The sequence below is a fragment of the Crenothrix polyspora genome, from assembly GCF_900163755.1.
GTDB lineage: Bacteria > Pseudomonadota > Gammaproteobacteria > Methylococcales > Methylomonadaceae > Crenothrix > Crenothrix polyspora.
Genome location: NZ_FUKI01000039.1, coordinates 1 through 24096, shown reverse-complemented (window position 1 = coordinate 24096; position 24096 = coordinate 1). Strand labels below are relative to the sequence as shown.

15 protein-coding genes are annotated in these 24096 nt (G+C 46.6%); all 15 read right to left on the bottom strand.

What is annotated here, in order from left to right:
• Nucleotides 1-400: 400 nt before the first annotated feature.
• Complete coding sequence (locus tag CRENPOLYSF2_RS02490; RefSeq protein ID WP_087142387.1) at nt 401-3484, bottom strand: efflux RND transporter permease subunit; 3084 nt, start codon at nt 3482-3484, stop codon at nt 401-403.
• Entirely contained in the window at nt 3481-4638 is a 1158-nt protein-coding gene (locus tag CRENPOLYSF2_RS02485) for an efflux RND transporter periplasmic adaptor subunit (RefSeq protein WP_087142386.1), read from the bottom strand. The genes CRENPOLYSF2_RS02490 and CRENPOLYSF2_RS02485 overlap by 4 nt, the downstream gene beginning before the upstream one ends.
• The gene (locus CRENPOLYSF2_RS02480; RefSeq protein WP_245807862.1) at nt 4638-5975 is read right to left on the bottom strand and encodes an efflux transporter outer membrane subunit; all 1338 of its coding nucleotides are present in this window, start codon (nt 5973-5975) and stop codon (nt 4638-4640) included. The genes CRENPOLYSF2_RS02485 and CRENPOLYSF2_RS02480 overlap by 1 nt, the downstream gene beginning before the upstream one ends.
• 140 nt (nt 5976-6115) lie before the next feature.
• Nucleotides 6116-8473: a TonB-dependent siderophore receptor gene (locus CRENPOLYSF2_RS02475; RefSeq protein ID WP_087142385.1), complete on the bottom strand. Its 2358-nt coding sequence runs from the start codon at nt 8471-8473 to the stop codon at nt 6116-6118.
• Nucleotides 8474-8507: 34 nt separating this feature from the next.
• Nucleotides 8508-8915, bottom strand: coding sequence for a hypothetical protein (locus tag CRENPOLYSF2_RS02470; protein WP_087142384.1), 408 nt, complete (start codon nt 8913-8915; stop codon nt 8508-8510).
• Nucleotides 8916-8972: 57 nt separating this feature from the next.
• Nucleotides 8973-10232, bottom strand: coding sequence for a PepSY-associated TM helix domain-containing protein (locus CRENPOLYSF2_RS02465; protein ID WP_087142383.1), 1260 nt, complete (start codon nt 10230-10232; stop codon nt 8973-8975).
• Between the two features lie 119 nt (nt 10233-10351).
• Nucleotides 10352-12268, bottom strand: coding sequence for a TonB-dependent siderophore receptor (locus tag CRENPOLYSF2_RS02460; RefSeq protein ID WP_245807861.1), 1917 nt, complete (start codon nt 12266-12268; stop codon nt 10352-10354).
• An 85-nt stretch (nt 12269-12353) separates the two neighbouring features.
• Nucleotides 12354-12839, bottom strand: a complete 486-nt coding sequence (locus tag CRENPOLYSF2_RS02455; protein WP_087142381.1) for a hypothetical protein — start codon at nt 12837-12839, stop codon at nt 12354-12356.
• A 131-nt stretch (nt 12840-12970) separates the two neighbouring features.
• The gene (locus CRENPOLYSF2_RS02450; RefSeq protein WP_087142380.1) at nt 12971-15217 is read right to left on the bottom strand and encodes a TonB-dependent siderophore receptor; all 2247 of its coding nucleotides are present in this window, start codon (nt 15215-15217) and stop codon (nt 12971-12973) included.
• Nucleotides 15218-15711: 494 nt separating this feature from the next.
• Nucleotides 15712-18036 (bottom strand): penicillin acylase family protein, encoded by a 2325-nt coding sequence (locus CRENPOLYSF2_RS02440; RefSeq protein ID WP_087142378.1) that lies wholly within the window; start codon nt 18034-18036, stop codon nt 15712-15714.
• A gap of 75 nt (nt 18037-18111) precedes the next feature.
• The gene (locus CRENPOLYSF2_RS02435; protein WP_140396774.1) at nt 18112-18924 is read right to left on the bottom strand and encodes a hypothetical protein; all 813 of its coding nucleotides are present in this window, start codon (nt 18922-18924) and stop codon (nt 18112-18114) included.
• A gap of 176 nt (nt 18925-19100) precedes the next feature.
• A complete protein-coding gene (locus CRENPOLYSF2_RS02430) occupies nt 19101-20348 on the bottom strand; it encodes a di-heme oxidoredictase family protein (protein ID WP_087142376.1) in 1248 nt (415 codons plus the stop codon).
• A gap of 62 nt (nt 20349-20410) precedes the next feature.
• Nucleotides 20411-21613: a YncE family protein gene (locus CRENPOLYSF2_RS02425; RefSeq protein ID WP_087142375.1), complete on the bottom strand. Its 1203-nt coding sequence runs from the start codon at nt 21611-21613 to the stop codon at nt 20411-20413.
• A gap of 51 nt (nt 21614-21664) precedes the next feature.
• Nucleotides 21665-22867, bottom strand: a complete 1203-nt coding sequence (locus CRENPOLYSF2_RS02420; protein WP_087142374.1) for a YncE family protein — start codon at nt 22865-22867, stop codon at nt 21665-21667.
• Between the two features lie 408 nt (nt 22868-23275).
• Nucleotides 23276-24096 (bottom strand): amidohydrolase family protein (locus CRENPOLYSF2_RS02415; RefSeq protein ID WP_140396773.1); only part of this gene is annotated, 821 nt, incomplete at its 5' end.

Below are 24096 nucleotides of genomic sequence, written 5' to 3'. Positions count from 1 at the left end.
TTGATTTATAAGGGGTTTGACATTATTGATGTCACGGGTATTTTAAAAATGACAGAATTAATGGCATAACCTCTATAAAAATGACACAAATACTGTCATTTCCATACGACTGGCCTATTCTGGTTCTTGTTATTTCCGGTGGTTAATACATCGATTCTTTAGATCGGTTCGAGTGGGTTAATAAGTGATTTTGACATTAACTGTGTCAGCGTTTTGACAGTAATTTGTCAATAAGGACACTCATTGTGTCATCTTACAAATCCATCGTAAAACAGTAGGATACCTAAAGTATAGCATCCCTTTTTACAACCTGCCACCCGCTACAGCTAATACATCTTAGCTTTACCCGATGAACTACAAAGCGATAAATTTATCGATAGATGGCATAAATTATTTTATATTACCGTCTTTGCAACACGACATAACACACCGGCGTCAAAATCAAACTGGCCACCATGCCAAATAACAAGCCAGCCGATAATGACAAGGTCATGGGAATTAAAAATTGCGCTTGTGGGCTGGTTTCCAATAACGCAGGCAAGAATCCGGCGAAATTAGTCAAAAAAGCCAAAAATATAGGCCGAAAACGTGCTCCACACCCGGCACAAATGCGATCTGCCAAGGGTTGATTGAGATGATCCCGCTCTTCCAGATAATCCAACAACACCAGGCTGTCATTGACAACGACACCGCTGGCGGCAATCATGCCCACCAAGGATTCCATCGACAACGGCAAACCCACCACGCTATGGGCTATGACAGCCCCACACCAGGCAACCGGTGCCGCCAGCAAAAAAATAAACGGCTTTAAATACGATCGAAACGGCACGGCAATCAACACGTAAATCACCAGCAAGGCGATTAAGGTGTTTTGCTTTAACGCGGCCATGGTTTCACGTTGCTCCTGGTATTCCTGGCCAATGGATATATTCAGGTTCGGAAAATGTTGGCGTAAGGTTTTAAATTCCGCAGTTTCCAGTTTGTCGCACAGGGCGTTGACATCCAGTTTTTGTACATCGACACGCGCCTGCACTTTTAACACCCGGTGGCGGTCCTGGCGCATAATGCTGGCAGGACTGGCGACAAACTGGATGTCGGCCAGGGTGGCCAATGGCGCATAACCACCGTTGGCCAGGCGTATCGGTAAGTCATGCAGATCGTCCAGCGATTGCCGGTCGGCACGCGGATAACGCACTAACACTTTGACTTCATTGCGGCCACGTTGCAAACGTTCAACTTCATCGCCAGCGTATGCCTGTTGCACTTGTGCCGATACGCCCTCAAGCTGCAACCCCAAATGCACGGCGTTGGCTTTGAGTGTTAAACGTAATTCTGGTTTGCCGATTTCCGCTGAATCAATCACATCATAAATTCCGGCGTAACGGGTCAGCAGGGTTTTCAATTCTGTGGCGGCTTGGGTCAGTACCTCCGGTTGGCTGGCGGTTAAATCGAAAGCAATGTCGTAAGGTTCATCGCCTTCCTTATACAAAAAATCAATTTTTGCACGGCCTAAATCGCCGATGTGTTTGCGCCAGAGCTGGATAAAATCTTCCACGCCGACCCGTTGCCGGCCTTCGGCGGAAAATTCTGTCCAAAACCCTGCGCCATGTTTCCAGATCATGGTTTCCAAACCAACCACAACACTGGGTTGCTTGGGTTTTTCGTTATTTAATTGGTCTCGTATGGCAAAAAATGCCTGTTCAATTTGTCGGGCACGTTTTTGGGTTTCACTTTGCGGTAAATCTTTGGGCACTGTCAAAGTCACCCAAAAAGTATCTTTCACCACATCGGCTTGTAAAGAAATCCGAATGCGGCCGCTTTCGACCCAGGTTGCACACAGCACTAACAAGACAACAAAACAGGCCAAAGTCAGATAACGCCAACGTAAGGCGAGCTGCAAAAATGGCTGGTAATAACGGTTAACAAATTTATCCAGGCCATTGTTTAATTGGGTACGCAGTTTTGTCAGTTTAGAATCTGCCTGATTTTTACTGGGTGCCACTGCCAAATGCGCCGGTAGAATCAACAAGGCTTCCACCAGTGAAAACACCAGGGTCAGGATCATCACCAGGCAAATCGGCTGCATCATTTGCCCAGCCCAATGCGGCAAAAACAGGCCTGGCAAAAAGGCCACCAATGAAATCAACACCGAGAGCACCACCGGCAAGGCCACCGCTTGTACCCCTTTAACCGCAGCAGTGAGACTGGTTAGTTTGTTGAGTATTTTTGCTTGTTGTTGGTGGGCGTAGACACTTTCGCCAATAATAATCGCATCATCAACTAAAATGCCCATTGCCAATAAAAAACCAAACAGGGACAGCATATTGAGTGACACGCCCAGCAACGGCATAAACCACAACGCCCCCAGCACCGAGGTAAAAATACCTACACCCGCCCATAGCGCCACACGCCATTGTAAAAACAGGGTCAGCACCAGGCACACCAAAACAAAACCGCACAGGCCGTCTTCCACCAGGGTGTCTATGCGTTCATCGTAGCTTTGCGAATCATCCCACCAGGTTATCAGGCGCAGTCCAGGTGGCAGGTGTGCCTGTTTATTGGCCACGTATTCTTTGACGCGCCGCGCCACTGCCACCGCATTACGGCGGGTATGAATTTCCCAGCCTTGGGCGGTTTCACCGTTATGATGCCATTCTGCAGGCCTCTCTTCCAAGCCATCATGAATCACCGCAATATCGCCAAGGTGTAATTGCGAACCATCGGTATGGCTACGCAGCACCACAGTCGCCAGACTTTTAGCGTCCCCCGCACGGCCTTGAACGTTGATCTGCACTTCACCGGCAGGTGTCTTGACCAGGCCGTTCGCCTGGTTTAAGGAGTTGCGCTGAATGGCAACGGTGATGTCGTGCAATGACAACTGATATTGCCGTAGCGCCAGCGGTGAAACTTCAATGCTAATCTGGTAGGGCACTTCACCGTAGTTATACACCGAACGTACACCGGGGATGCGCTCAAAATCGTTACGGAACTGTTCGCCGTAACGTTGCAACAGCAATGGATCGGTAACTCCGTGTAGCGCCACCCAAATCACGCCGTCATCATTGGTGCGCTTAGCCGGTTGCACGCTAATGTTTTCCAGGGTTTTGGGCAAACGCGGGATGCCCTGAATTTTGCTACGCAGGGCATTAATGACCTGATCCTGATCGTAGCCGGGTAACACAGACACACTGACGGTACAGGTATTGTCGGTAATGGTGCTATTGAGTTGCTTTACGCCCGCCAGATCGTAAATGGCCTCTTCAATCCGCGCACAAACGGCTTCCTCAATTTCCGATACACTGGCGTTGGGGTACACCGCCTCCACGTCAATTTTTTGTACGTTAAAACGGGGGAAAACTTCTTTATCTATCAGGTTAAAACCGGCTATCCCACCAATAATGATGACCCCCATCAATAAATTGGCCGCCACCGCATGTCCGGCAAACCAGGCCAAAAGACCTTTATGTTCAGGTAATGGCTTCATGGTTTATTGAGTTCAGGCGTATTTTCAATTTTGACGGCCATATTTTCAATTGGCATGTCGATGTCTGAAATTACAATCTGCTCACCCGCCGTTAAGCCGGCCCTAACTAAAACACGTTGGGACTCGGTGCGTAGCACCTTTAACCGGCGGCTGTGCAATTTTGAATGGCTATCAACAATATAAACCTGTTGTGATGAATTGACTGCGGTAACAGGTAAGGCAAAAATATCGGCCAACACTTTGCCGGTGATTTCAGCTTGCACAAATTGGCCATGCCATAAAGCAGGACTGTTGTTTTTGCCGCGATAGGGATCTTTAACTTCCGCGACGGCATAAATGACACCGGTGTTTTCATCGACGATGCCTTCGGTGCGTATTATCCGTGCTGGCCAGGATTGAGTTGTACCCGCCAGTTGTGCGCTCAACACAACCGTTATCCCGCGCTCGTAACTGACACTGCGCGTGGGTAAATCCAGATAAGCCATTTGGTCACTGCTGATGGGTAAACGCACTTCCGCACGCTCGGTGGCATACAGCTGCGCCAGGCTGTCACCTGGTTTAATGATTTGTCCGGCACTGACCGCCTTACTGAAAAACCGCCCCGCAAACGGTGCGTGCAATTCACAACGGCTACGTTGCAATAGCGCCTGCTGTAAACTGGCCTCTGCTGATTTGAGTTTTGCCCGCGCCTCGGCAAGCTGTGGTTCACGCATGGCAAGACGTGTGGGCTGGCCACTGCCCAAGGCTTGCCATTCGGTTTTGGCCTGCTCGGCCTGGGCGTGTTCAGTGGCCAGCAAACGCCTGGCTTCTGCAATTTGGGCATGGGATTGCGTGATGGCCAGATCATAATCGCGTGCATCAAGCCGCACTAAAACCTCGCCTTTGGCGAAAAAACCACCGGCGACAAAATCAGGGTGCAAATAGACGACCTTGCCGGAGACTTCTGCGATTAAGTCAATGCTGTCACGGGCTTTAACCACGCCTTGCGTTTGTACATTCAGTTTTACGCTCTGTGGCTCGGCGCTCATCACCTGTACTACGGGTATATTATCAACCGGTTTTTCAGGCGACAGCACGGGGCGGGTGGCCATTAATTGGTAGGTGGCTGCAAGTCCTGCCAGCAAAACCAGGATAGGGGCTACGATTTTTAGCATCAAATGCCGCCACCCAAGGCCAAATACAGATCAATCCGGTTATTTAATAGCTGACGGCGCACGGCAAGGTATTGGCTTTGTGCGGTTAGGGTACTGCGGTAACTGTCGAGCAACGTCAGAATCTGGATCAGACCCTGCCGATAAGAATACACCGCCAGTTCACGGCTGGCCTGGGTTTGTTCGACCGCTTGTTTAAGGGCCTGTTCTTGCTGGTATAACCACTGCTCGGCGGCCAGTGCTTGCTCCACCTCACGGAAGGCATTCAGGGTAACGCTTTGGTAGTTATGCAAAGCTTCCTGGCTACGCGCCTGATTTAGGCGAATCTCGGCCGTTAAGCGTCCGCCGGTAAAAATCGGCTGTACCAAGCCCATTGCCAGATTCCACGCCGCTGCACGCGGGTCTAGCAAGTCCGCTCCTCCGTTTGCGGTGAGGGTAATGCGCGGTAACAAGGCTTTTTTTGCACTGGCTAATCGGGAATCGGTGGCTTTCAAGCGTTCAAAAGCGGCTATCACATCAGGCCTTCGCGTCAATAATTCTGAGGGTAAACCCGCTGAAATCATCGGCGGTGGATTAGGTAAGTCAGCCGTGTGTTTTAGGTTACCGCCTGGGTACTGGCTTAATAAAACTTCCAGACGGCGGGTGATCAGCTGCACCTGGTTTTGTGCGCTGGCCAATTGCGCTTTGGCATTTTCCAGATCGGTCAACACCAAGCGCACATCTAAACCACCGGTCAATCCGCGTTGGAAGCGTCCCCTGACCAATTCCACAATAATACGGCGGTCTTTAATGGACTGTTCAGATACCTCAACCTGAAGATTGGCCTCCAATAAGTCAAAATAGCTTTGGGCGGTTCTGGCTGCCAGTGATAAACGTGCCCCGTAAAAATCTGCACTGGCAGCTTCTGCATCTTGCTGTGCTGCTTGTTGGCTGGCTTTTATACGCCCCCACACATCAAGCTCCCAACTGAAATTAAACAGGGCATCGGCGGTATTTTCAGAACTGTTTGACAAATTCCCGCGTTGGTAATCGGTTGAAAAACCCAGTTGCGGCAGTCGTCCTGCACCCGCTATGCGTGCTTGTTGCCGGGCGATTTCAACGCGAGTGGCGGCTGCTTTTAAATCGTAATTGGCGACCAGCGCCACATTAACCCATTGGCTTAAAGCCGGATCGGCAAATGTCGCCAACCACTGCGTTGCCTGTTTTGTGCTGATGGCGTTATCGGCTGCCCAGTGCGCCGGGGTTTTAGGGCTGATCGACATCACATCACGCTGCGGCACAGCACCACACCCACCTAGCAGTAATGCGATACCTAAGGTTTGGGTGGTTTTACTGAACAAGGCGATTACACTCCGTGCGTGTTAGGCGTATTGGGAAATAAAAGGCCATATTTTAGCCGATGTGAATTATACCCCGATAAAATAAGGTAATGTATTACGCATTACCCTGTATTTTGTAGCTAACAATGAACCACTCCTGGTTAATACTCCAGGCGAAGGGAACCCATAAATGTCAAAGGATCGGCCACCATGTTGAACGCTTTTGATGTATTGTAGGGCTGGCCAGCAAAGTAATAGCGTTTGTCGAATACGTTATTGACGTTCAGTTGCGCGGTCAACCGGCTTTTGCCCACATTCATGGTGTACGCCGCGTAGGTGTCTGCGCGCACATAGCCAGGCAACTGGTAGCTGTTTTCACTGTCGCCTTGCCGTTGGCTGGCAAAGAACGCCCCCACGCCCACACTCAATCCCTTCATGGCGCTGTCCTGGAAAGCGTACTTAAGCCAGGTGCTACCAGAATGTTCACCAACATTCGGCAGGCGTTTCCCCTGATTGCCATTGTTACTGCCGGTTATCTTGCCGTTGTCATCAAAGGTCAGGGCAAAATCTTTGGTGATGCGGGCATCAGTATAGGCATAAGTGGCTACCAGACTCAAGGCATCGGTCAATTGACCGTTAATGTCCAGTTCAATACCTTGGCTACGGGCTGCGCCAATGGTTTCGTAACGATTAGTGTCTATTTGTTTGGCGATATTGTTTTTGGTCAGGTTGAAATAAGCCAAACTGGCGGTCAATCGGCCATCAAGCCATTCTGTTTTTACACCGGCCTCAAACTGTTCGGACAGTTCAGGTGGCAACGGTGCGCCGGTTGACAAGACATTATTAATACCAAACGATTCCACATAATTGCCGTATACAGACAGCCATTTCCAGGGTTGGTACAAAATACCCACGCGCGGGCTAAAGTGGTCATCTTTGCTTGTCGACATCGTTATATTCTGGTTAAAAGATGTGCCCTGTGACTGCCTTGCCCAATCAAAACGGCCACCTCCTAATATGTGCAGTTTGTCATCAAAAAATGACAGCTGATCTTGGAAATACAGACCGTACCAAGCGCTTTTAAAAAGGCCAAAATCATTAGGCGTATTTTTTCTCAGATTGTCCAACTGATTAAAGGTAAAAGGGAATTGATTGTAGTTTGGCTTGTTGAGATCAACGAAGGTGAAGTATTTCATGGCATCCGCATCGGCAAAATTGTGCTGGATGGCATAGTTAAGGCCAAAAAAGCCCTGATTTTTGTTTTCTTGTTCGTAATAGTCACCGCCTAACAGGACATTATGTTTCACGCCAAAGGTGTCAAACTTGCCGTTTAGATTAAAGTAAGCTGTGTAGGTATCGCGGTTAAAGTCTTCAAAATACAAGCCGCGCCGAACCGATGGGTTGGCTACGCCTTCCAGGTTGGTTTGCACATATGCGACCGGCGTGTCACGAAAGTTGTATTCCACTAGGTTGGCCACAACGCCGTTGGTAAATTTCCAGTTATCGTTGAATTTATGCGACCAGTTAAAATCGACCAAGGTGCTTTCGATGGTATCGTTATTAAAGGGGTCTGGCTGCGAATAATTACGGTTGATCGGCAAATTGGCCACACGTTTGCCAATGGCGGGTAAACCGGTGTCAGCACGGGAGGGATCTTCATGCGAATACTCAACCCCTAGGTTGAAGTCAGTATCCGGTGTCGCCCGCCAATGGAGGCTGGGGGCTACAAAGACACGTTCTTGGGAAACGAAATCGCGGAAGGAATTGCGGGTGGTATAACCCAGGTCAAAACGGTAGTTGAGCGTTCCGTCCGCATTGAGTGCGCCGGTGGCATCGAGGTTAGTGCGGTACAGGTCGTAAGAGCCAAACTGTTGTTGCAGGGAGTAGTACGGTGTACTTTGCGGTTTACGGGTCACCACATTGACCATGCCGCCAGGTTCAATCCGGCCGTACAGCATGGCGGCTGGGCCTTTCAGCACTTCCACCTGCTCAATATTGGCCAGGTCGAAAGTCATTGCCGGCAGGCGGATGCCATTGCGGAAACGGCTGTAATCCACACCGGAACCAAAGCCCCTGATAACAAAATCTTCGTATTGGCCTCCTGATCCCAGGGTTTGTTGTACGCCGCTGACGTTCTTGACGGCATCTTGAAGCCTAGTCGCCTGCTGGTCCCGCAGTACCGCCTGGGGAACAACTTGTACTGACACGGGGGTCTGCATTAATGGGGTATCGGTTTTGGTGGCCGTGCTGGCACTGTAGGCGGTATAACTTTTGTTTTCTTCAGCATCGTCCACTATGGTCATTGGCGGTAGTTCAACTGTTTCTTGCTGGGAGGCGGGTGGTTGCGGCTGGTTTTTTACAGCCATTAAATTATCTTTCTTGTTGACGAGGGCGTTGCCATCATTTTGGTGGCTGGCCGATTTTTTATTGGCAGGGTAATAGCCGGTATTGTCGGCGTTTACCTGGGTGGTCAAAGCCATTAGTACAGTGATTTCCAGTAAGGTTTTTGCAGGTTTCATATTATTTTCCTGTGTTGTGAGTTAAGAAAAAAAATTATTCAGAAATTTTAACCAGCCAGCCTTCTTCTAGGCGGCAAGCAGGATATTGGGAATTAATCTTCACGGTTACCCGCACCACGGTATTACGGAATTCATCTGGAATTTTACCGGTTACAAAAAAAGTGGGCGCTCGGTATTCGGATGCTATCTCAACCGGTTTTTGCTTGACGGTAACCGCAATTTGCTGGGCGCTGTCAATATCAAACACGGCGAAAGAAAACGCCGATCCCGGCGCTACCGTGGCTAAATGGGCAGGCAATTTATTGGCCAAATGGGCGCGGACACAAGATTTTCCGCCATACGCGCCGCCATGTCCGCTTTGCTCAGCTGCCATCACAGTATTAATGCCAAATAAGGTTAAGGTAATGGCAAACAAGCTGCTTAAACAGGGTAATTTTTTCATTGCATGACTCCTTTGTTAAGATGATGAAAGAGAAATAAATAGTGGGTGATATCAATGTCATGGAAAGCCCAAGTGTTTTTTCGATCCTTCGCGCTTAACTTTTTTGGCACGGCGCTTTTGCAGCCAGCGGATAACCCCTGTGATAAACAACACGGGGCAAGCCAGCCCTGCCACAAACACCGTTATCCTGCCTGGCCAGCCAAACGCCCTGCCGCTGTGCAACGGCCATTGCCATTCTACAAAAGTTTGGCCTGCTGTTTGGCGGGTACTGGGATCTTGTGCTTTTAAAATCGCCCCACTGTATTGGTCAATACTGATTTGCCGCTCTGACCAAAACCGGCTCAGTCCTGGTACGTCACTGATGCCAATGATATAAGCGCCTGTTTCACTCTCGGCATTACTGAGCCAATCGACACGGCCTTCAGGATAACGGTTGCGGGCTATCGTTAGGGCTTGCCCCAAGCCAATGGGCGATCGCCCTTGTGCTGGCGATGAATGGGGGGTGTCATTAAAACCTTGCGTACCTGGGGATAGTTGCTTGACTAACACCATAAACGGGTCGGGCAAATTCATGTAGACACCGGACAAGAGGATGGCGAGTAACACGGGGAAGCTATAAAAACCAAAGGTCTGGTGTAGGTCGTGGTTAAGGCGCTTGGCACTGGCATGGTGTTTAATCGTTAAAGCCCGCCGCCAATGGCCGGTTAACGGCCACCAGACAATCAACCCTGTCAGCAACGAAAATACTAAAATAACGCCCATAATGCCAACGATGATTCCGCCGGTTTCACCTGCCAACAAAGCAAAATGCAGCCGAAACACAAACGGGATAAGTGGATGTGGCAAGAGTTCATCCGCCTTTTTAATAAGTTGTTTGCCGATTACCCTAGCTTGGTAAGGATCGACATAAACAAACCATTCGTCGATTTTTTCGGGCGTAGTAGTAGGAAAATTAAAGCCAAATTTGTAGGTGGTTTCGTTATCGGCTGGGTAATCGACAAATCCTAGTTTTGCCTCGGACGGAAGGCTGGTTTTAGCCGCTGCCAGTATTTCGGAAAGGGGGTGATAGGCAGATTCACCTTTTGTTTGGGCGGGTATTTGTCGTAAATCCGTATTCAATAGGTTGTCGATTTCTTCATAAAACACCAGAACGCTGCCTGTTAAGCCAAACAGGGCAAGAAAAAATCCCAAGGTTAAACCTAGCCATAAATGGACATCGAGCCAGCGTTTTCGGCGGGCTTTTAGGCGGTTTAGATTTCGCAATTCGCTTGTAGAATAAGCCACAGAGGGCAATAAATAGGGGCTAGTGGGCTTCATGGTTTTAGTGTAATGTCAGTCAAATAAGAGTTCCGCAGACGACCTGGATTCCAACAACCTCCAGAGAAGGTAGGGAAACTGGAGGTTGCGATGTCCAAACCAGGCTACGGGCTGTTTGGTTAATACTCAATCTTGACTGACCCCATAAACGTGCGTGGTTGGCCGAAGTCGGCATAGGCTGCGGTATATCCGGTAAGGCCGACACCGTTTGTGGTAAGGCCAGAATAATAGTATTTATCCAGCAGGTTATTGATATTGAATTGAACAGTGACTTTTGCTTTATCTATATAACGGCTATAAGCCGCCAGCAAATCGACAGTGGCATAGCCCGGTAAACTTGCCGCAGGCTGATCATAACCGCCTATTTGTCCGTCGCGCAAAGTTACGCCGCCGCCAAACTTAAGGCTTTGCAAATCGCCATTTTGAAATTCGTAAGTAGTCCACACGCTTCCCGTATTTCTAGATACGTTAAAAAAACGGCTACCGACGGCAGTTGGCGAACCGCTAGTATCATTTGATTTAGTGATACGGGCATCCGTATTGGCGTAGGTGGCAATAATATTCCAACCCGGCAGGATTTCCCCGGTAATATCCAGCTCCGGCCCACGACTGCGAACAGCACCAGTTAGTATGGAAAAGCCCTGGTGAATTGGATCGCGTGTAGCGACGTTAGTTTTGGTCAAGTCATAATAAGCCAACGTGGCACGCAATCGTCCGCCAAAGAACTCGGTTTTGATACCGCCCTCATATTGCTCGGCGCTAGTCGGCAGAGGAAGTGTGCCAGGAAAAATACTGGCAAAGGGATCATTAGGGCCAAAATTTTCCACATAATTTGCGTACAGGCTAAGCCAATTTTTAGGTTGCCATAAGAAACCAACACGAGGCGTGACCGCATCGTCTGTTAAGCCGCTTGAGCTGCCAGCAAGTTGATCTTTATTGTTTTGATGTAAATATTGGTATCTGATGCCGCCCATAACCTGGATATTGTAAGGCAGCTTGATTTGATCTTGTATATATACGCCAAATTGATCCGTGTTATTAACGGTGTTCGCTAACGGTTTGAGAGGCCGTATAAACGGCGTACCAGGATGAACTGGATTAAAAACATTGATCGTGGAAATACCGCCAATAGTCACTTGCTGTTCCTTGTCAAGCCGATAATAATCACCGCCGAACAATAAGGTATGCTTTAAACCTAAAGTATCGAAATGGCCAATCAGGTCAATATTTGTGGCGTAAGTGTTGTTTTGGGTGTCGAAGCTTTGTAACAAGCGGCTTACATCCCCCTTAGCCACATCAAATGGGAAAACCAAATGTGGCTGATTAACATTCTGCTGGTTAACAGAAAACTGGTGTTTGATAGTCCAATCATCATTGAATTGGTGCGACCAATTGAAGCTGCCGAAAATGGTTTCTGTTGTGTTGGGCGTGTATTCGCCGTAATTGCGGCTGTACGGAATATTAAGAGGCTTGCCATTTTGCAGCGGTAAGAAACCCTGATCCAGACCAGCGTGTTGATGGTTATACTCCATCTCGAAGGTGGCTTGCGTCTTTGGGCTGATATTCCACTTAAGCACCGGTGCCAAAAATACATCTTCTTTATCAATAAAATCACGGAACGAACCGCTGTTTTCATAAGACATATTCATCCGGTACAGCAAATCCTTGTTTTTGGTGATAGGGCCAGTGGCATCAATCGTCGTGCGGTAGAGGTCGTAGGAACCGAACTGCTGGCTCAAGGCATAATAAGGTGTTGCCAAGGGCTGTTTGGTGATGACATTGACCATGCCTCCAGGATCGACCTGGCCGTACAGAATGGCCGCTGAACCTTTCAATATCTCTATGTTTTCTACGTTAGCCATTGGTCGGGTGGTAGCGGCATCCCTCAGCCTAAGGCCGTTACGAAAATACGTTGTGGATGCAAAGCCACGCAACAAAATGGATTGATTACCTTGAGTAAAGTTAGAAGAATCTGTCGTTACGCCACTGACATTCTTCAAGGCCTGATCTAACCGTATTACCTGCTGATCCTTCAACCGACATTCCGCACCCCTAAATAAAAATTCAGCATTTAAGCAACATATTGATATTTAATGAATTTTAGTATTTTAGACTTTCGAGTTAAAACAAGAAAAATTCATCTCTCGTTTGTTTTTTGTTAAATATAAGCTGATATAAATGACTTTGAAAATACGCCAAAAATTCAACAAGTTTATAACATACTGAAATTATTAAATTAAATTTAATCATAAAATTATGAATAGGGGTGCGGAATGTCGGCTTCAACACCTGCTTGGTAATCACCTGCACATTCAGCGGCGTTTCCATAATCGGGGTATCGATTTTGGTGCCGCTGCTGGCGTTGGGCAGCAGGTAATCCGTGTTATAAGGCGATTGGCTGTCGTATTCCCCGTAAACTGTCATTTCTTCAAGGACTATCGCCGGTTGCGCCTGACCGGTATTAGCTGGGTGTGATGATGTGGGTTTTTTAACGGATGTGCCAGCAGCGCACACAGGGTAGCTAATAAAAACCAGTAACAATGCTGCTGTCCTGAGGGTTGCTTCGAGCAAAAAAAAATTATCTTCTTTATTGTATCGGCTTGTCATCTTGGTCTTCCTCAAATAAATAACAGTGCCGTAGGCTGGCCTGAAACCCAAAAACCGCCAGAGAAGATAGGGATAAGCTGGCGGCTCCCATGTTCAGACCAGGCTACGGGCTGTTTGGTTAGCGCTATCGGTTAATACTCAATCTTAACCGACCCCATGACGGTAAGCGGTGCGCCGTAATTAGACGGGCCATAACTGTAAACACTACCAATATAGGTTTTATCCAGTACGTTATCCACGTTGACTTGGGTTGTTAAGTTGGTTTTGCCAATTTTCCATAATTTGCTGGCCATCAGGTTCAATGTGACATAACCGGGTGCTTGGGCGGTTTCGTTATAGCCAATTTCACGTTGGCCGACTGCCTGCACACCTGCGCCGAACTTTAGCCCTTGTAATGCACCTTTTTGAAGTTCGTAAGTTGTCCATAAATTACCGCTGTGTTCAGGGGCGTTGTTCAAGCGCTTGCCTTCGGTACCGGCACCTACGCTATCTTTAATGGTTTTAGCAAAAGGCATATAGGCATAAGCGCCTATGACATTCCAGCCAGGCAATATTTCACCGCTAAAATCAAATTCGATCCCGTGAGTTTCTTGCTCACCTGCCGCACGTTGAAGCCCTTGAGCGACAGAAATGGCAATGCTTTGTTTGGTTAAATCAAAGTAGGCAAGCGTTGCATTAAATCGGCCATCAAACAATTCTGTTTTTGCACCAATTTCCCATTGTTGGGCTGTTTGGGGCGGTAAAACTTGATTTGCCCAAAAGCCATTGGCGGCACCAAAATTTTCAGTGTAACTGCCATATAAAGATAGCTCAGGGATGGGTTGCCAAACGACACCGCCACGCGGCGAAACGCGGTCGAAAGTGGTATCAGCAACAGGGCCGCCAAACTCACCTGTGCTAGTACCGGAGGTTTCGGCATTGTCATAACGCAAACCTGCCAAGACATGGACGTGATAAGGCAATTCAATTTGGTCTTGGGCATAAAGCCCAAACCAAGGCAGCGTAAAATTACCGTAAGTCACATCTTTAGCCAGTACATCAGGTGGATTAGCTTTATGGCTGGGATTGTTGATATTAATGGAATCGTAGTGGGTTAAATTGCCACCAAAGCCCGCCATGCTGGAACGATAGTCTGTACGGTAATAATCACCACCCACTAACAAATTGTGTTTCAAAATACCGGTATCAAATTTTCCATTAAGTTCTAAGGCCGTGAAAAAATTATGCTGGTAATCCTTGCCATCTGTATTCTGGGCAAAAAAGCTGCGAGCAACATCGCCATTCGGTTTAATCGGCGACCAGCTACCATCTGGGGATGAGCTTGCCATAGTTAACGTATAATCGGTGAAGTTGAAACGATGGTGCAATTTCCAGTTGTCATTAAAGGCGTGAGTAGTATCTAAAGACAGGCGAAAATATTCATCTTCCTGTATATTCCACGATTCGCCCAAATTTAGCTCACGGGCAATAGCAGCTGGGCGGTTGCCTTGCAATGGAATAGTGCCGCGCCCTTTTTCTTTAATGTTGCTGTATTCTAATTTTAGGCTAGAGGTAGTCTTGTCATTGATGCGCCAACGTAGGGTAGGTGCCACCATCAAACGTTCATTACCACCAAATTCTTGGAACGTCCGGTTAGTTTGATAACCTAGATTGAAGCGGTAAGCTAAATCGCCATCGGATGTTAGTGGACCCGTTGCATCTACGCTAGTTCGGTATAAATCGAAAGAACCAAATTGTTGGCGAAAACTGTAATAGGGGGTATCCAGTGGGTTTTTGGTGACGAAATTGACTAGGCCACCAGGTTCTGTGCGGCCATATAGAATAGATGCTGGGCCTTTCAGGACTTCCACACGTTCAATATTGGCCAGGTCTTCAGTATGCGCCCATTGGCTTTGGTTCAAAAAGCCATCACGATATATATCCCTTTGGCCAAAACCGCGTAGAAAAAAATTGCCTGTACCGCCCGCACCGGCTACGGCACCACTGACGTTCCTCAGTGCCTGATCAACAGTAATCACTTGTTGATCTTTCAACACCTGTTGTGGAACAACCTTTACCGAAACAGGTGTTTGCATAATCGGGGTATCGGTTTTAGTGGCGGTTGTCGTATTAGGAACATAATAGGCTTTAGGATCATCTTCCACCGTTCCAGTCACAAGCACTTCTCCTAATTCAGTAACCACTTCTTGCTTTTTTTGTTTACCGTCTTGGTTATGATTGGCAACTGGCTTCAGGTATTTTTTCTCTAGTTTATCCAAAACTTCATCAGCAAAAGCAAATTGGTTAGTAAAAGCCAATAGTATTGATGCTGTTACCAAGCGGGGGTATTTATGCAAATTACGGCTTTGCATTTTTAAGGCTGGCGTTTTATTTTTCATCTGCGTGTTTTTGTTTAAGTAATAAATAATATAGGTTGGCTATATCGTATTTATTTAGGCATCTATTTTTATTAGATAACCAATAGTAAAAGCAAATTCCATACCAGTTATTTTAACCGAATGAATTTATTAAATTGTTCATTGATGTAATGGTTATAGGTTTAATTAAACTGTGTCATATAACACAATCTAACTGGAAAAGTGTGGCATTTGCCTTATGTTTATTTGAAGGGGCAGGCAAAAATTGGGTTACTCAACACGAACTAAGTGTTGTCCATAAAAAATATAAATGGCGCGTAACCCATAAAGAGGAGGGCATGAAAAACGAAATAAAATAGTATTTAACTCGGGTCTTAATAGGCGTTAAGTTTTAAGTATAATTATTTTTTTAGATGAATATTTATTAAAGTTTATATAATGTAAAAACCACATTGTAAAAAACTGGATAAACACTAATATTACCCAGTTTTATATTAAAAACTTGCAATGTTTTTTTATTTAAAAACACGCCGCGATTTTAAATCGGTCTTAATTTCTTCGGTTGTATAGGGGAATTTAAACATTTTGCTTGCCGAAAATAAGGCTAATTGATCAAAGTACCAGGGTGAAGTTTTTTCGGTCGCCTGAGAGAAGCCCAAAATCCCCATTGCTTTAGGCCCTTTAGGGGTCAACTCAACAATATGAGTATAACCGGAGCCGGTTAGCTCAGAAACGGAAAAACCTTTTAAAGTGGCCAGCCAACTGTCAAAGCTCAGCATATTCAAGCTGAGCATGGCATCATAAGTACCTTGGTTTGCAGGGCCGCCAGGAATACCGACTTTTTTGCCATCTTTGCCAATCACAAAATGTACATCCCCCCACAAAGCGTCTGGGGCAACGCCTGCGGTTTGCAAGGCTTTAGATACGCGCGCCAAAGCCGTTAATACTGCACTACGTACCGTTACATTGGCCGTTAAACCAGCGCTGGGTGTGGTCAATGGCTTGTTGAAAGCAGGTGGTGTGGCAAACAATTGTTCTGGGGTTATGCCTTTATCACGCAAGGCCATCCATAGCCCACCAAACACATGGGCGCCTCGGCTAGTTAGGCTGTTTTTGCGATCCCAGCCATTTAACGCAGTGCATACCGCCGTTATATCAACGCTTGCGCCATCCAGCGTAACAGACGGTGTCGCTTTACAGAGTTTCACGATATCATCCACCAGTAATTCCGCACCATAATTGCGCTTGTTGTCGAACATTTGCTTAAGTAGTTGCGCGGTAAAACCCGCTGCACCTAAACCATCGGTACCGGCCAGTCTATCTTCAACCATTTTTAGCGCTAAACTTGGCCGCAATTGTAAAGGTACTTGCGGCATGCCAAACCCCATAGAACTGCCTGTTAGCTGTACATCGGCATTGGGCAGTTCAAAATTATTGTTGCTGTTGGCAACGTAATCGGTACGTATAACCGATGGCAATTGGTCTGATGCCAGTAAGCCTTTGGGGTAACAACTGGCGCGGCTACCATCAAGCACAATCCCGCCCCAAAAAGCCAATAATGTCGCTGCGGAAGGGCTATCACAGGTTTTGTACAGCTCAGAAGAAATATTAGGAACGGGCGATAGCTCACCAAATAAGGTATTGCCTTTTGCATCGACCGCTGTTGTGTAAGACCACGGGGTTCCTTTAATGGCCTCAAGACTGGCCTTAACGTGCTTGACATCTTTTGCTTTGGCAACGTTTAACCATTGGTTGACTAGACGAGTATTGTTAAGATTAACATCGCGTACTATAAAAGCCCCCGTTCCTGGCAAACCCAGTGCCGATGCCAACATGATGAGGCCGTATTCTGTTGTTTTAATATTGACATTGCGCGGTTTGGCTTCGCCGGCCACCTTAATCGGCAGTGTTTTGGTGGTAATTTTATGCATTTTGCCATCTATCAAATAGGTTGATGGGTCGCTGGCTTGTGGTTGGATTTCCATCAAGGTTATCCGTTGCGTATTGGAAAAAGTTAACCCCCACACCATCGACTGGTTAAAACCGGCCACCGGCAATGGAAATGCACCCAAGGTAGGTCCCATCACATCCAGCTCGCCTGGAATACGGGCATGGACAACATAGGTACGCTGAATGCCAGCCCACGGAAAATGCGGGTTGTACAAGTGTAACGGGCCACCTTTAGATAGGCCATCGCGGCCAATTGCCAAGGCATTGCTGCCAATAGGACGATCTTTTACAGATAAAGCTGTGGGCGATTTTTGCTGAACAACACTGGCTTTTGCTTTGGCCGGAGTTTGTTCTGAAATTGCTAAAAACGGCCCAACAAATTCCGCACCCGCCAAGCCTGCTGTTGCCATCCACATCCGGTAAATATCATCCACCGTGACTTTGCTGGTAAAGTTGACCGCCTCACAGGCCGCTAATTTAGGGTGTTCTTTTAAATATTGGTTAGCACCTGCGGCATAGCCTTCTGCAAGGTCGCGTACCGATTTGGGTTCTTTACTAAAGTTTTTCTGGATGGTCTTGGTGTCAAAATAGCTACGGAAAAAGGCATCCATTAACTGTGATGGCATGATATGCGCCTCAGCCAGCATACGCTCCAACTTATCTGCGCCCACTTGTTCAGCAAGGCGACCATTGACTTGGGCAATTCGGTGCGCCAATACGCAACGATTGTCTTGTGTATAAGCGTAGCCTACGCCAAAACCAATGCCTTTGTAAGAATTGGCAGTGACATGAGCAATACCGTGCCCAGTCCGCTCGATCACCGTATTGGCATAGCTTGATGCGTTAGCCGCCATTGATGTTATATAAATAAGGGGTAATAAGCGTTTCATTAAGGATAACTCCTGGAGAAAGTCGTATTTAAATTAAAATATCATCCTTGATGGAACGATATATCTATTTTTTAGTTATAGCGTAATCAATAAAGAAGAAATAGTATCAAAATAAATATCTAGTAAAGCTGCTAAAATATTATGGTATAGCGCTTGTAAAGTTGCTATAGGCTGAGAAAGTAAAATATTGGCTAAATCAAGCAACGCATAATAAACGCCAATTAATGTCACTTCGATGCTCTCATTCACTGCACTGATGGAATGAGTAATCGGTGCGATGGCCGTTGATAGATATTGCTCTGGATTAGCCATTAATTGCTGGACATATAACTGCGATTGTTCAGTTGTTGTGGTAATATAATTTGTTACCGGCTCGATGGTTTTTAGGCCGACTTGCTGTGGATTTTCCAAAAAGGCTTGCAAATAGGCACTGGTTTTGTCTTTGCACATTGTTAGCTCTAATTGCCAATTTTGGAAAACAGGTGTCACTGTCTGTTGTATATGATTATAGTAAAAACTGCCAGTATTAATGGCCTTTTCGTACCAAGCAGACAAAGTTTCCCTAGGATTTTCATAAGCGGCTATTGCTGTGTTTGCCATAGCGGTATGAGTATTGGATAAAACGCTACAAATATCTTGATATAAACTCGTCGTTTGAAATAAAAAGTCTTGGTAAGAGGCATTCAGTTTAAAGCTTATATGGTCATAGAGTTTGGTGGTTGGTAAATACAGCTTGTTTTCAATATCAAGCTGGCGAAGGGTAAGAAAATCGGGTTGTTTAAAAATAGACATGATTACCTCAAAGCGAACAACAAAAACTATCTTAATTATATATTTGTAATAAAATAATAAACATGCGACATATTGTCGCGTAAAAAATTTAGCCAATATATACTTATTAATTTAATAGAGGCGATACCAAAAAATAGGGTTACTCAATACCTATTTATATAGGTATTGCCAAAATATGGAAATGTAACCCTGTTTAGGCATGAAAGGATTCAAAAAATCGATAAGTCAGAGGTATTTTTAGATAAAAAAATAGTTTGCCAACAATAGTCCTGTTATAACGAGCCTAAAAAAACCAGAAGTTGCTTTTTTTGCAGTGTATTTAAATTATTAAATTGTTGTGTCACTACAGTTGACTCCCCTTTATGGCGTTTAATAGAGTCTTCGATTGTCAAAGCACTGCCATCATGCAGTAAGCGGGTGCGGGTACGTAGCCCCCATAACGGCGCAGTACGCATTTTGCTCCGGGTAGACAGGCCACCACTTTGCACAATGCCATCGCCAGTGCCAATATCATGCAGCAAAAAATCGCTATACGGGTGTATGGTTTTGCTGGCTAAGGCAGCGGGTACGGTAAACGTTCCGGCATTGACCAAAGTCCCGCTGGGTGCAGTCGTTAAAGTAGCTGTATGACAAATATCGCAGCCGACTTTACTAAATAGCTTTGCGCCTGCCATCGCCTCTTTGCTTGCCGCCAATTTTAAATCGCGGGGTGGCACTTTCGTGGCGCGAACAAACTCGGTAATTAAGGCCACTTCCCAACCGTTGTTTTCCGGATCAACCATAGTGTCATACTTGGTAACCGAACGGCCATTCGCCGTGTTTTCTGTTGGAAACAAAGCATTGGTGATGCCCATTTCGCTACGGAACGCTTCAGCGTTGAAAGACAGTAAACTGGCATGTTGGCTTTTCCAACCAAAACGGCCAACGCGCTTAGCACCAGGTACTTCTACCAGGTCAGCCATTACTACTTGGCCTTTGATTTTACCTTTGCTTTGCTGTGGCTGTTTTTGTGCGATAGCTTTTAGGGTTCTATCGTCAATAGCTTCAATAAAACCAGCACCTAAAACATTGGACGACAGCCGTAACGAGCGCACATTCCATTTATCTGACACAACGGATTGCAGGCTAGGGTGGGTGGCTCGGTCATGGATGACTTGGCCGCCCGGCGGATTGGTAAATTGCTTGCCATCGTAAATGCCTGCCCGTAATACGGTTACTTGGCTACTACCACCTGTTATAGGATTGGTATGGCAATCGGCGCAGGATTGGGCGTTGTATACTGGTCCTAAGCCACCGGCTACGGTATGGCGTTTTTCGAATAATACCTTGTCATTATTGAAATCCCCTTGCAATACAAAGCCGTTGCTGCCGTTGTCAAAACCAGCAGGGGCTTCGGCAGCCACACTGATCGTATTTAAACATCCTATTATCAGCGTTATGGTAAATGCCGATTGCACAGCAAAGCGGACGTGATGCGATGATTTTACAAAGTCGGCATTTTTGTTTTTTTTCAGGTTCATTTTTTTCTCTTATTGTTATTAGCGGACACTCACTGTGAATGTCCGCTTTTAGCTATAAACCCTTAATGAGCATGGGTAGCTTTTGAACCCTGGCTTTTTAACACCATCACCCAGCCATCACGCAAACTAACCACATAAATTTTGTCGGTAGCTTTGTTGTAGATGACGTTTTGGGCAGATGAACCTTTTTTACAAGCGCCAAAATTAGCACAACCTGCAGGTACTAAAAATCCGGTCGTTACAGGCACATCAGGCCCTGCCACTTTATTGGTTTTACCATCAATGGTGATGAGTGTGCCATCATTGCTGCTGGCGACATAAAGCTGGTTGGTGGCTTCATTAACACCGATAGGCCCAAGTGGCATAGAACCCCAGGATTTACAGGCCGTCAATTTACCGGCTTCATAACAATGGGCAGGTTTTTGCAAGCCAGAACCGACTACGATAGGCTTGCCGATGACTTTATTGGTTTTGCCATCAATGACAGACACTGTGCCGTCTTGCCAGTTATTAACATACAGGCGGTTGGTCGTTTGGTTAAAGCCAAAGCCGTTTGGCTGGGAGCCGACGGGAATGCGTGAACCGACCACTTTGTTGGCCAAGGTGTTGATAACGGAGACCGTATTTTCCAGATAAGCAGCCACGTAAAGCTTATGGGTTTTTTGATGGAAGGTCATGTCCAATGGGTTTGAGCCTTGTGTGGTACAGGGTTTTTTGCTGTCCCAAGGATCGCAACCTGCCGGTGTAGGAGCGCCTGTGCCAATCTTAATTTTAGTTTTTACTACATGCTTCTTGAGGTCTACAACGGCCACATAACCACTGTGCATAACACTGACAAAAGCGGTATTGGTAGTTTCATCAACAACAACGTTAACGGGATGCAGACCAAGAGGGACTGGTGCACCGACAAATTGCATGGTTTTGCGATCAATGACCTGTAATTTGCCATCGATAAGACCCGTAATGATAATTTGATCCGTTTTGCTGTTATAGACTATGCCATTGACAACCGAACCTAGATCGAACGGTTGGCCTTTTAACTTATCAGTTTTGCCGTCAATAATGTACAGCTTGCTGTTGTCGGAATTGATAGCGTAGATTTCGTTCAGTTTGCTGTTTAAAGCTGTTGTAAATACAGAACCATTAATTGGCACCAGACCAACCACTTCGGGTAATTTGGGGGCGGTCGCGGCTATACTGTGCGTTGCCGCTAATGTAGAAGCAATCAATGTAGCAACGACAAACTTTATTGCGGGTTTATACATGTCGATTTCCTAGTTTAAAGAAGTTCAGTATTCTCTTTGCGGCTAATATTTTTAGTGGGCGTGGGTTGGTTTTGATCCCTGGCTTTTTAAAACCATCACCCAACCGTCCGCCAAACTGACCGTATAGAGTTTATCTGTGGCTTTGTTGTAGATAACGTTTTGGGCGGATGAGCCTTTTGTACAAGCACCGAAATTAGCACAACCTGCGGGGACTAAAAAGCCGGTCGTTACTGGCACATCTGCACCTGCCACTTTATTAGTTTTGCCATCTAAAGTAATGATAGTGCCATCGTTGCTGCTGGCCACGTAGAATTGGTTAGTGGCTTCATTAACACCGATAGGGCCTAGGGGCATAGAACCCCAAGATTTACAGGCCGTCATTTTGCCCGCCTCATAGCAATGGGCAGGTTTTTGCACGCCAGAGCCGACTACAATAGGCTTGCCGATCGCTTTATTGGTCTTACCGTCAATGACAGACACCGTGCCGTCCTGCCAATTGTTAACATAAAGACGATTAGTAGTTTCATTGATACCGAAACCGTTAGGTTGTGATCCCACTGATATACGCGCACCTTGAATGCTATTGGTTTGGGTATTGATAACGGATACGGCATTTTCCAGATAGGCGGCAACGTAAACCCTATGGGTTTTCTGGTTGATAGCCATACTTAGCGGTGTAGAACCTTGGGTGGTACAAGGTTTTTTAGCATCCCAAGGGTTACAGCCCGCTGGTGTGGGCGCGCCTGTACCAATGATGATTTTCTTTTTTACGGTATGTTTATTAAGGTCAACAACCGCTACATAGCCGCCGTGCATAACACTGACATAAGCGGTATTGCTTGCCTCATCGATAACAACTTTTGCTGCATGTAGACCAAGAGCAATAGGCGCGCCGACAAATTGCATGGTTTTACGATCGATAATTGATAACGTGCCGTCAGAAATACTGGCTACGATAATTTGGTCGGTCTTGTTGTTATAAGTAAGGCCATTGACGGTAGTGCCGAGGTCAAAGGGGCTACCCTTTAAGGTGTTAGCTTTACCGTCAATAATATAAAGCTTTTGGTTGTCCGAGTTGACGGCGTAAACCTCGTTTCTTTTATTGCTTAAAGCAATTGAAAAAACATGCCCGTTAATTGGCACTAGGCCGATGACTTCTGGAAGTCTTGGTGTTGTGGCGGCTATGCTTTGGATCGTACCTAACGCCGAGACAATGGCTGTGGCAACAGCAAACTTTATGGCCGGTTTATACATGTCGATTTCCTAATAAATTTGATTTTTTATTAATTCACCTTTGATGAACAGCATTAACCATGCCAGCTATTTTTACCGAAATCGTTGGAAAATATTTACAACATCGTGGGGTTTTATTGGATTTTTTGATGATTTTTGAAGAAATCGTTTATTTTTTGAGGGTGATAGGTCGACAAGTTATGCGGACAGCTTGTGCTTAATAGTGTTAAACGTGTCATTTAACCTATTTCTTAGTGGATGAATTATAGAAACGTTTCAACAATTCAGTAGGTTAGTGTGTGGTGTGTGATATGACACATTTTTCATATGCCATATCACACGGCTTGCCTGTTTTGCCAGAGCGTTGGCTGTCCAAAAGTCACCCTAGCAAAAAAAGACAGTCGACGTTTTACGGTTGAAATTGTGGGGTTACTTTTTGGCAAACTTGTTAACTACAATTTGGCCGCCTGACATTACCAAAGCAGGGTATTCCAGTATTTTGAAGCGTTCAAACGGATTGCCGCGCACCGCAATAATATCGGCAGGCGCACCAGGCACTAATTGACCCAATAGTGGATTTACGCCCAGACGTTTTCCCGCCTCAGAAGTCACTGCCTTGAAGACGTTGACGACATCCTGAAAATCCGTCGTTGCGCCGCTGGTTAAGTGCAGTATCATGTGCATTTCTTCACCATTGATGCCCCAGGGCACGTTGTCGTGGGCTATTTCCGAGCCGTAGATGAACTTTGCGCCCTTGCCCGCCAGTTTCATGGCGTTGCCGTGGAGTCCCATACCGCAGGAGGACAGTGTGTCTATGGTGGTGACAAATCGGATGCCTTTGTCCACAGCCGTTTTGAGCAGGCCATCGTCAATGGCGGAACAGGGCATGTGAGCCAACTCGTCCACCCCTGCATCGACCGCGCGCTTAAAGCCGGTGTTTTCGCTGACATGGGCTATTACACGCTTTTTAAGGGCATGGGCCTTGGAGACAATCGCCTTGACAACCGGTTCCGGCAACATAGGCCAGGGTGTGGCGGGCACAGGGTTTTCACCGTGCGGCATCATCCAGGGCGCACCGTCCTCACCGCCGGGTTCCAGTGACACCTTGATGGCCGTGGCACCACCCTCGACCAGTTTTTTGACCACCTGTTCTGCTTCCGCCACTGTGGACACAGGATAACCGACCTTGTCGTAACCTCCCTCTCCCCCAAATACATTCAGCGGATAGCCGCCCGCTGCCTGGAGAATGG

What these genes read in the sequence shown, in the direction of transcription:
- CRENPOLYSF2_RS02490 (WP_087142387.1), bottom strand. Translation starts at nt 3,484, where the DNA reads ATGAAGCCATTACCTGAACATAAAGGTCTTTTGGCCTGGTTTGCCGGA.
- CRENPOLYSF2_RS02485 (WP_087142386.1), bottom strand. Translation starts at nt 4,638, where the DNA reads ATGCTAAAAATCGTAGCCCCTATCCTGGTTTTGCTGGCAGGACTTGCA.
- CRENPOLYSF2_RS02475 (WP_087142385.1), bottom strand. Translation starts at nt 8,473, where the DNA reads ATGAAACCTGCAAAAACCTTACTGGAAATCACTGTACTAATGGCTTTG.
- CRENPOLYSF2_RS02470 (WP_087142384.1), bottom strand. Translation starts at nt 8,915, where the DNA reads ATGAAAAAATTACCCTGTTTAAGCAGCTTGTTTGCCATTACCTTAACC.
- CRENPOLYSF2_RS02465 (WP_087142383.1), bottom strand. Translation starts at nt 10,232, where the DNA reads ATGAAGCCCACTAGCCCCTATTTATTGCCCTCTGTGGCTTATTCTACA.
- CRENPOLYSF2_RS02455 (WP_087142381.1), bottom strand. Translation starts at nt 12,839, where the DNA reads ATGACAAGCCGATACAATAAAGAAGATAATTTTTTTTTGCTCGAAGCA.
- CRENPOLYSF2_RS02450 (WP_087142380.1), bottom strand. Translation starts at nt 15,217, where the DNA reads ATGAAAAATAAAACGCCAGCCTTAAAAATGCAAAGCCGTAATTTGCAT.
- CRENPOLYSF2_RS02440 (WP_087142378.1), bottom strand. Translation starts at nt 18,036, where the DNA reads ATGAAACGCTTATTACCCCTTATTTATATAACATCAATGGCGGCTAAC.
- CRENPOLYSF2_RS02430 (WP_087142376.1), bottom strand. Translation starts at nt 20,348, where the DNA reads ATGAACCTGAAAAAAAACAAAAATGCCGACTTTGTAAAATCATCGCAT.
- CRENPOLYSF2_RS02425 (WP_087142375.1), bottom strand. Translation starts at nt 21,613, where the DNA reads ATGTATAAACCCGCAATAAAGTTTGTCGTTGCTACATTGATTGCTTCT.
- CRENPOLYSF2_RS02420 (WP_087142374.1), bottom strand. Translation starts at nt 22,867, where the DNA reads ATGTATAAACCGGCCATAAAGTTTGCTGTTGCCACAGCCATTGTCTCG.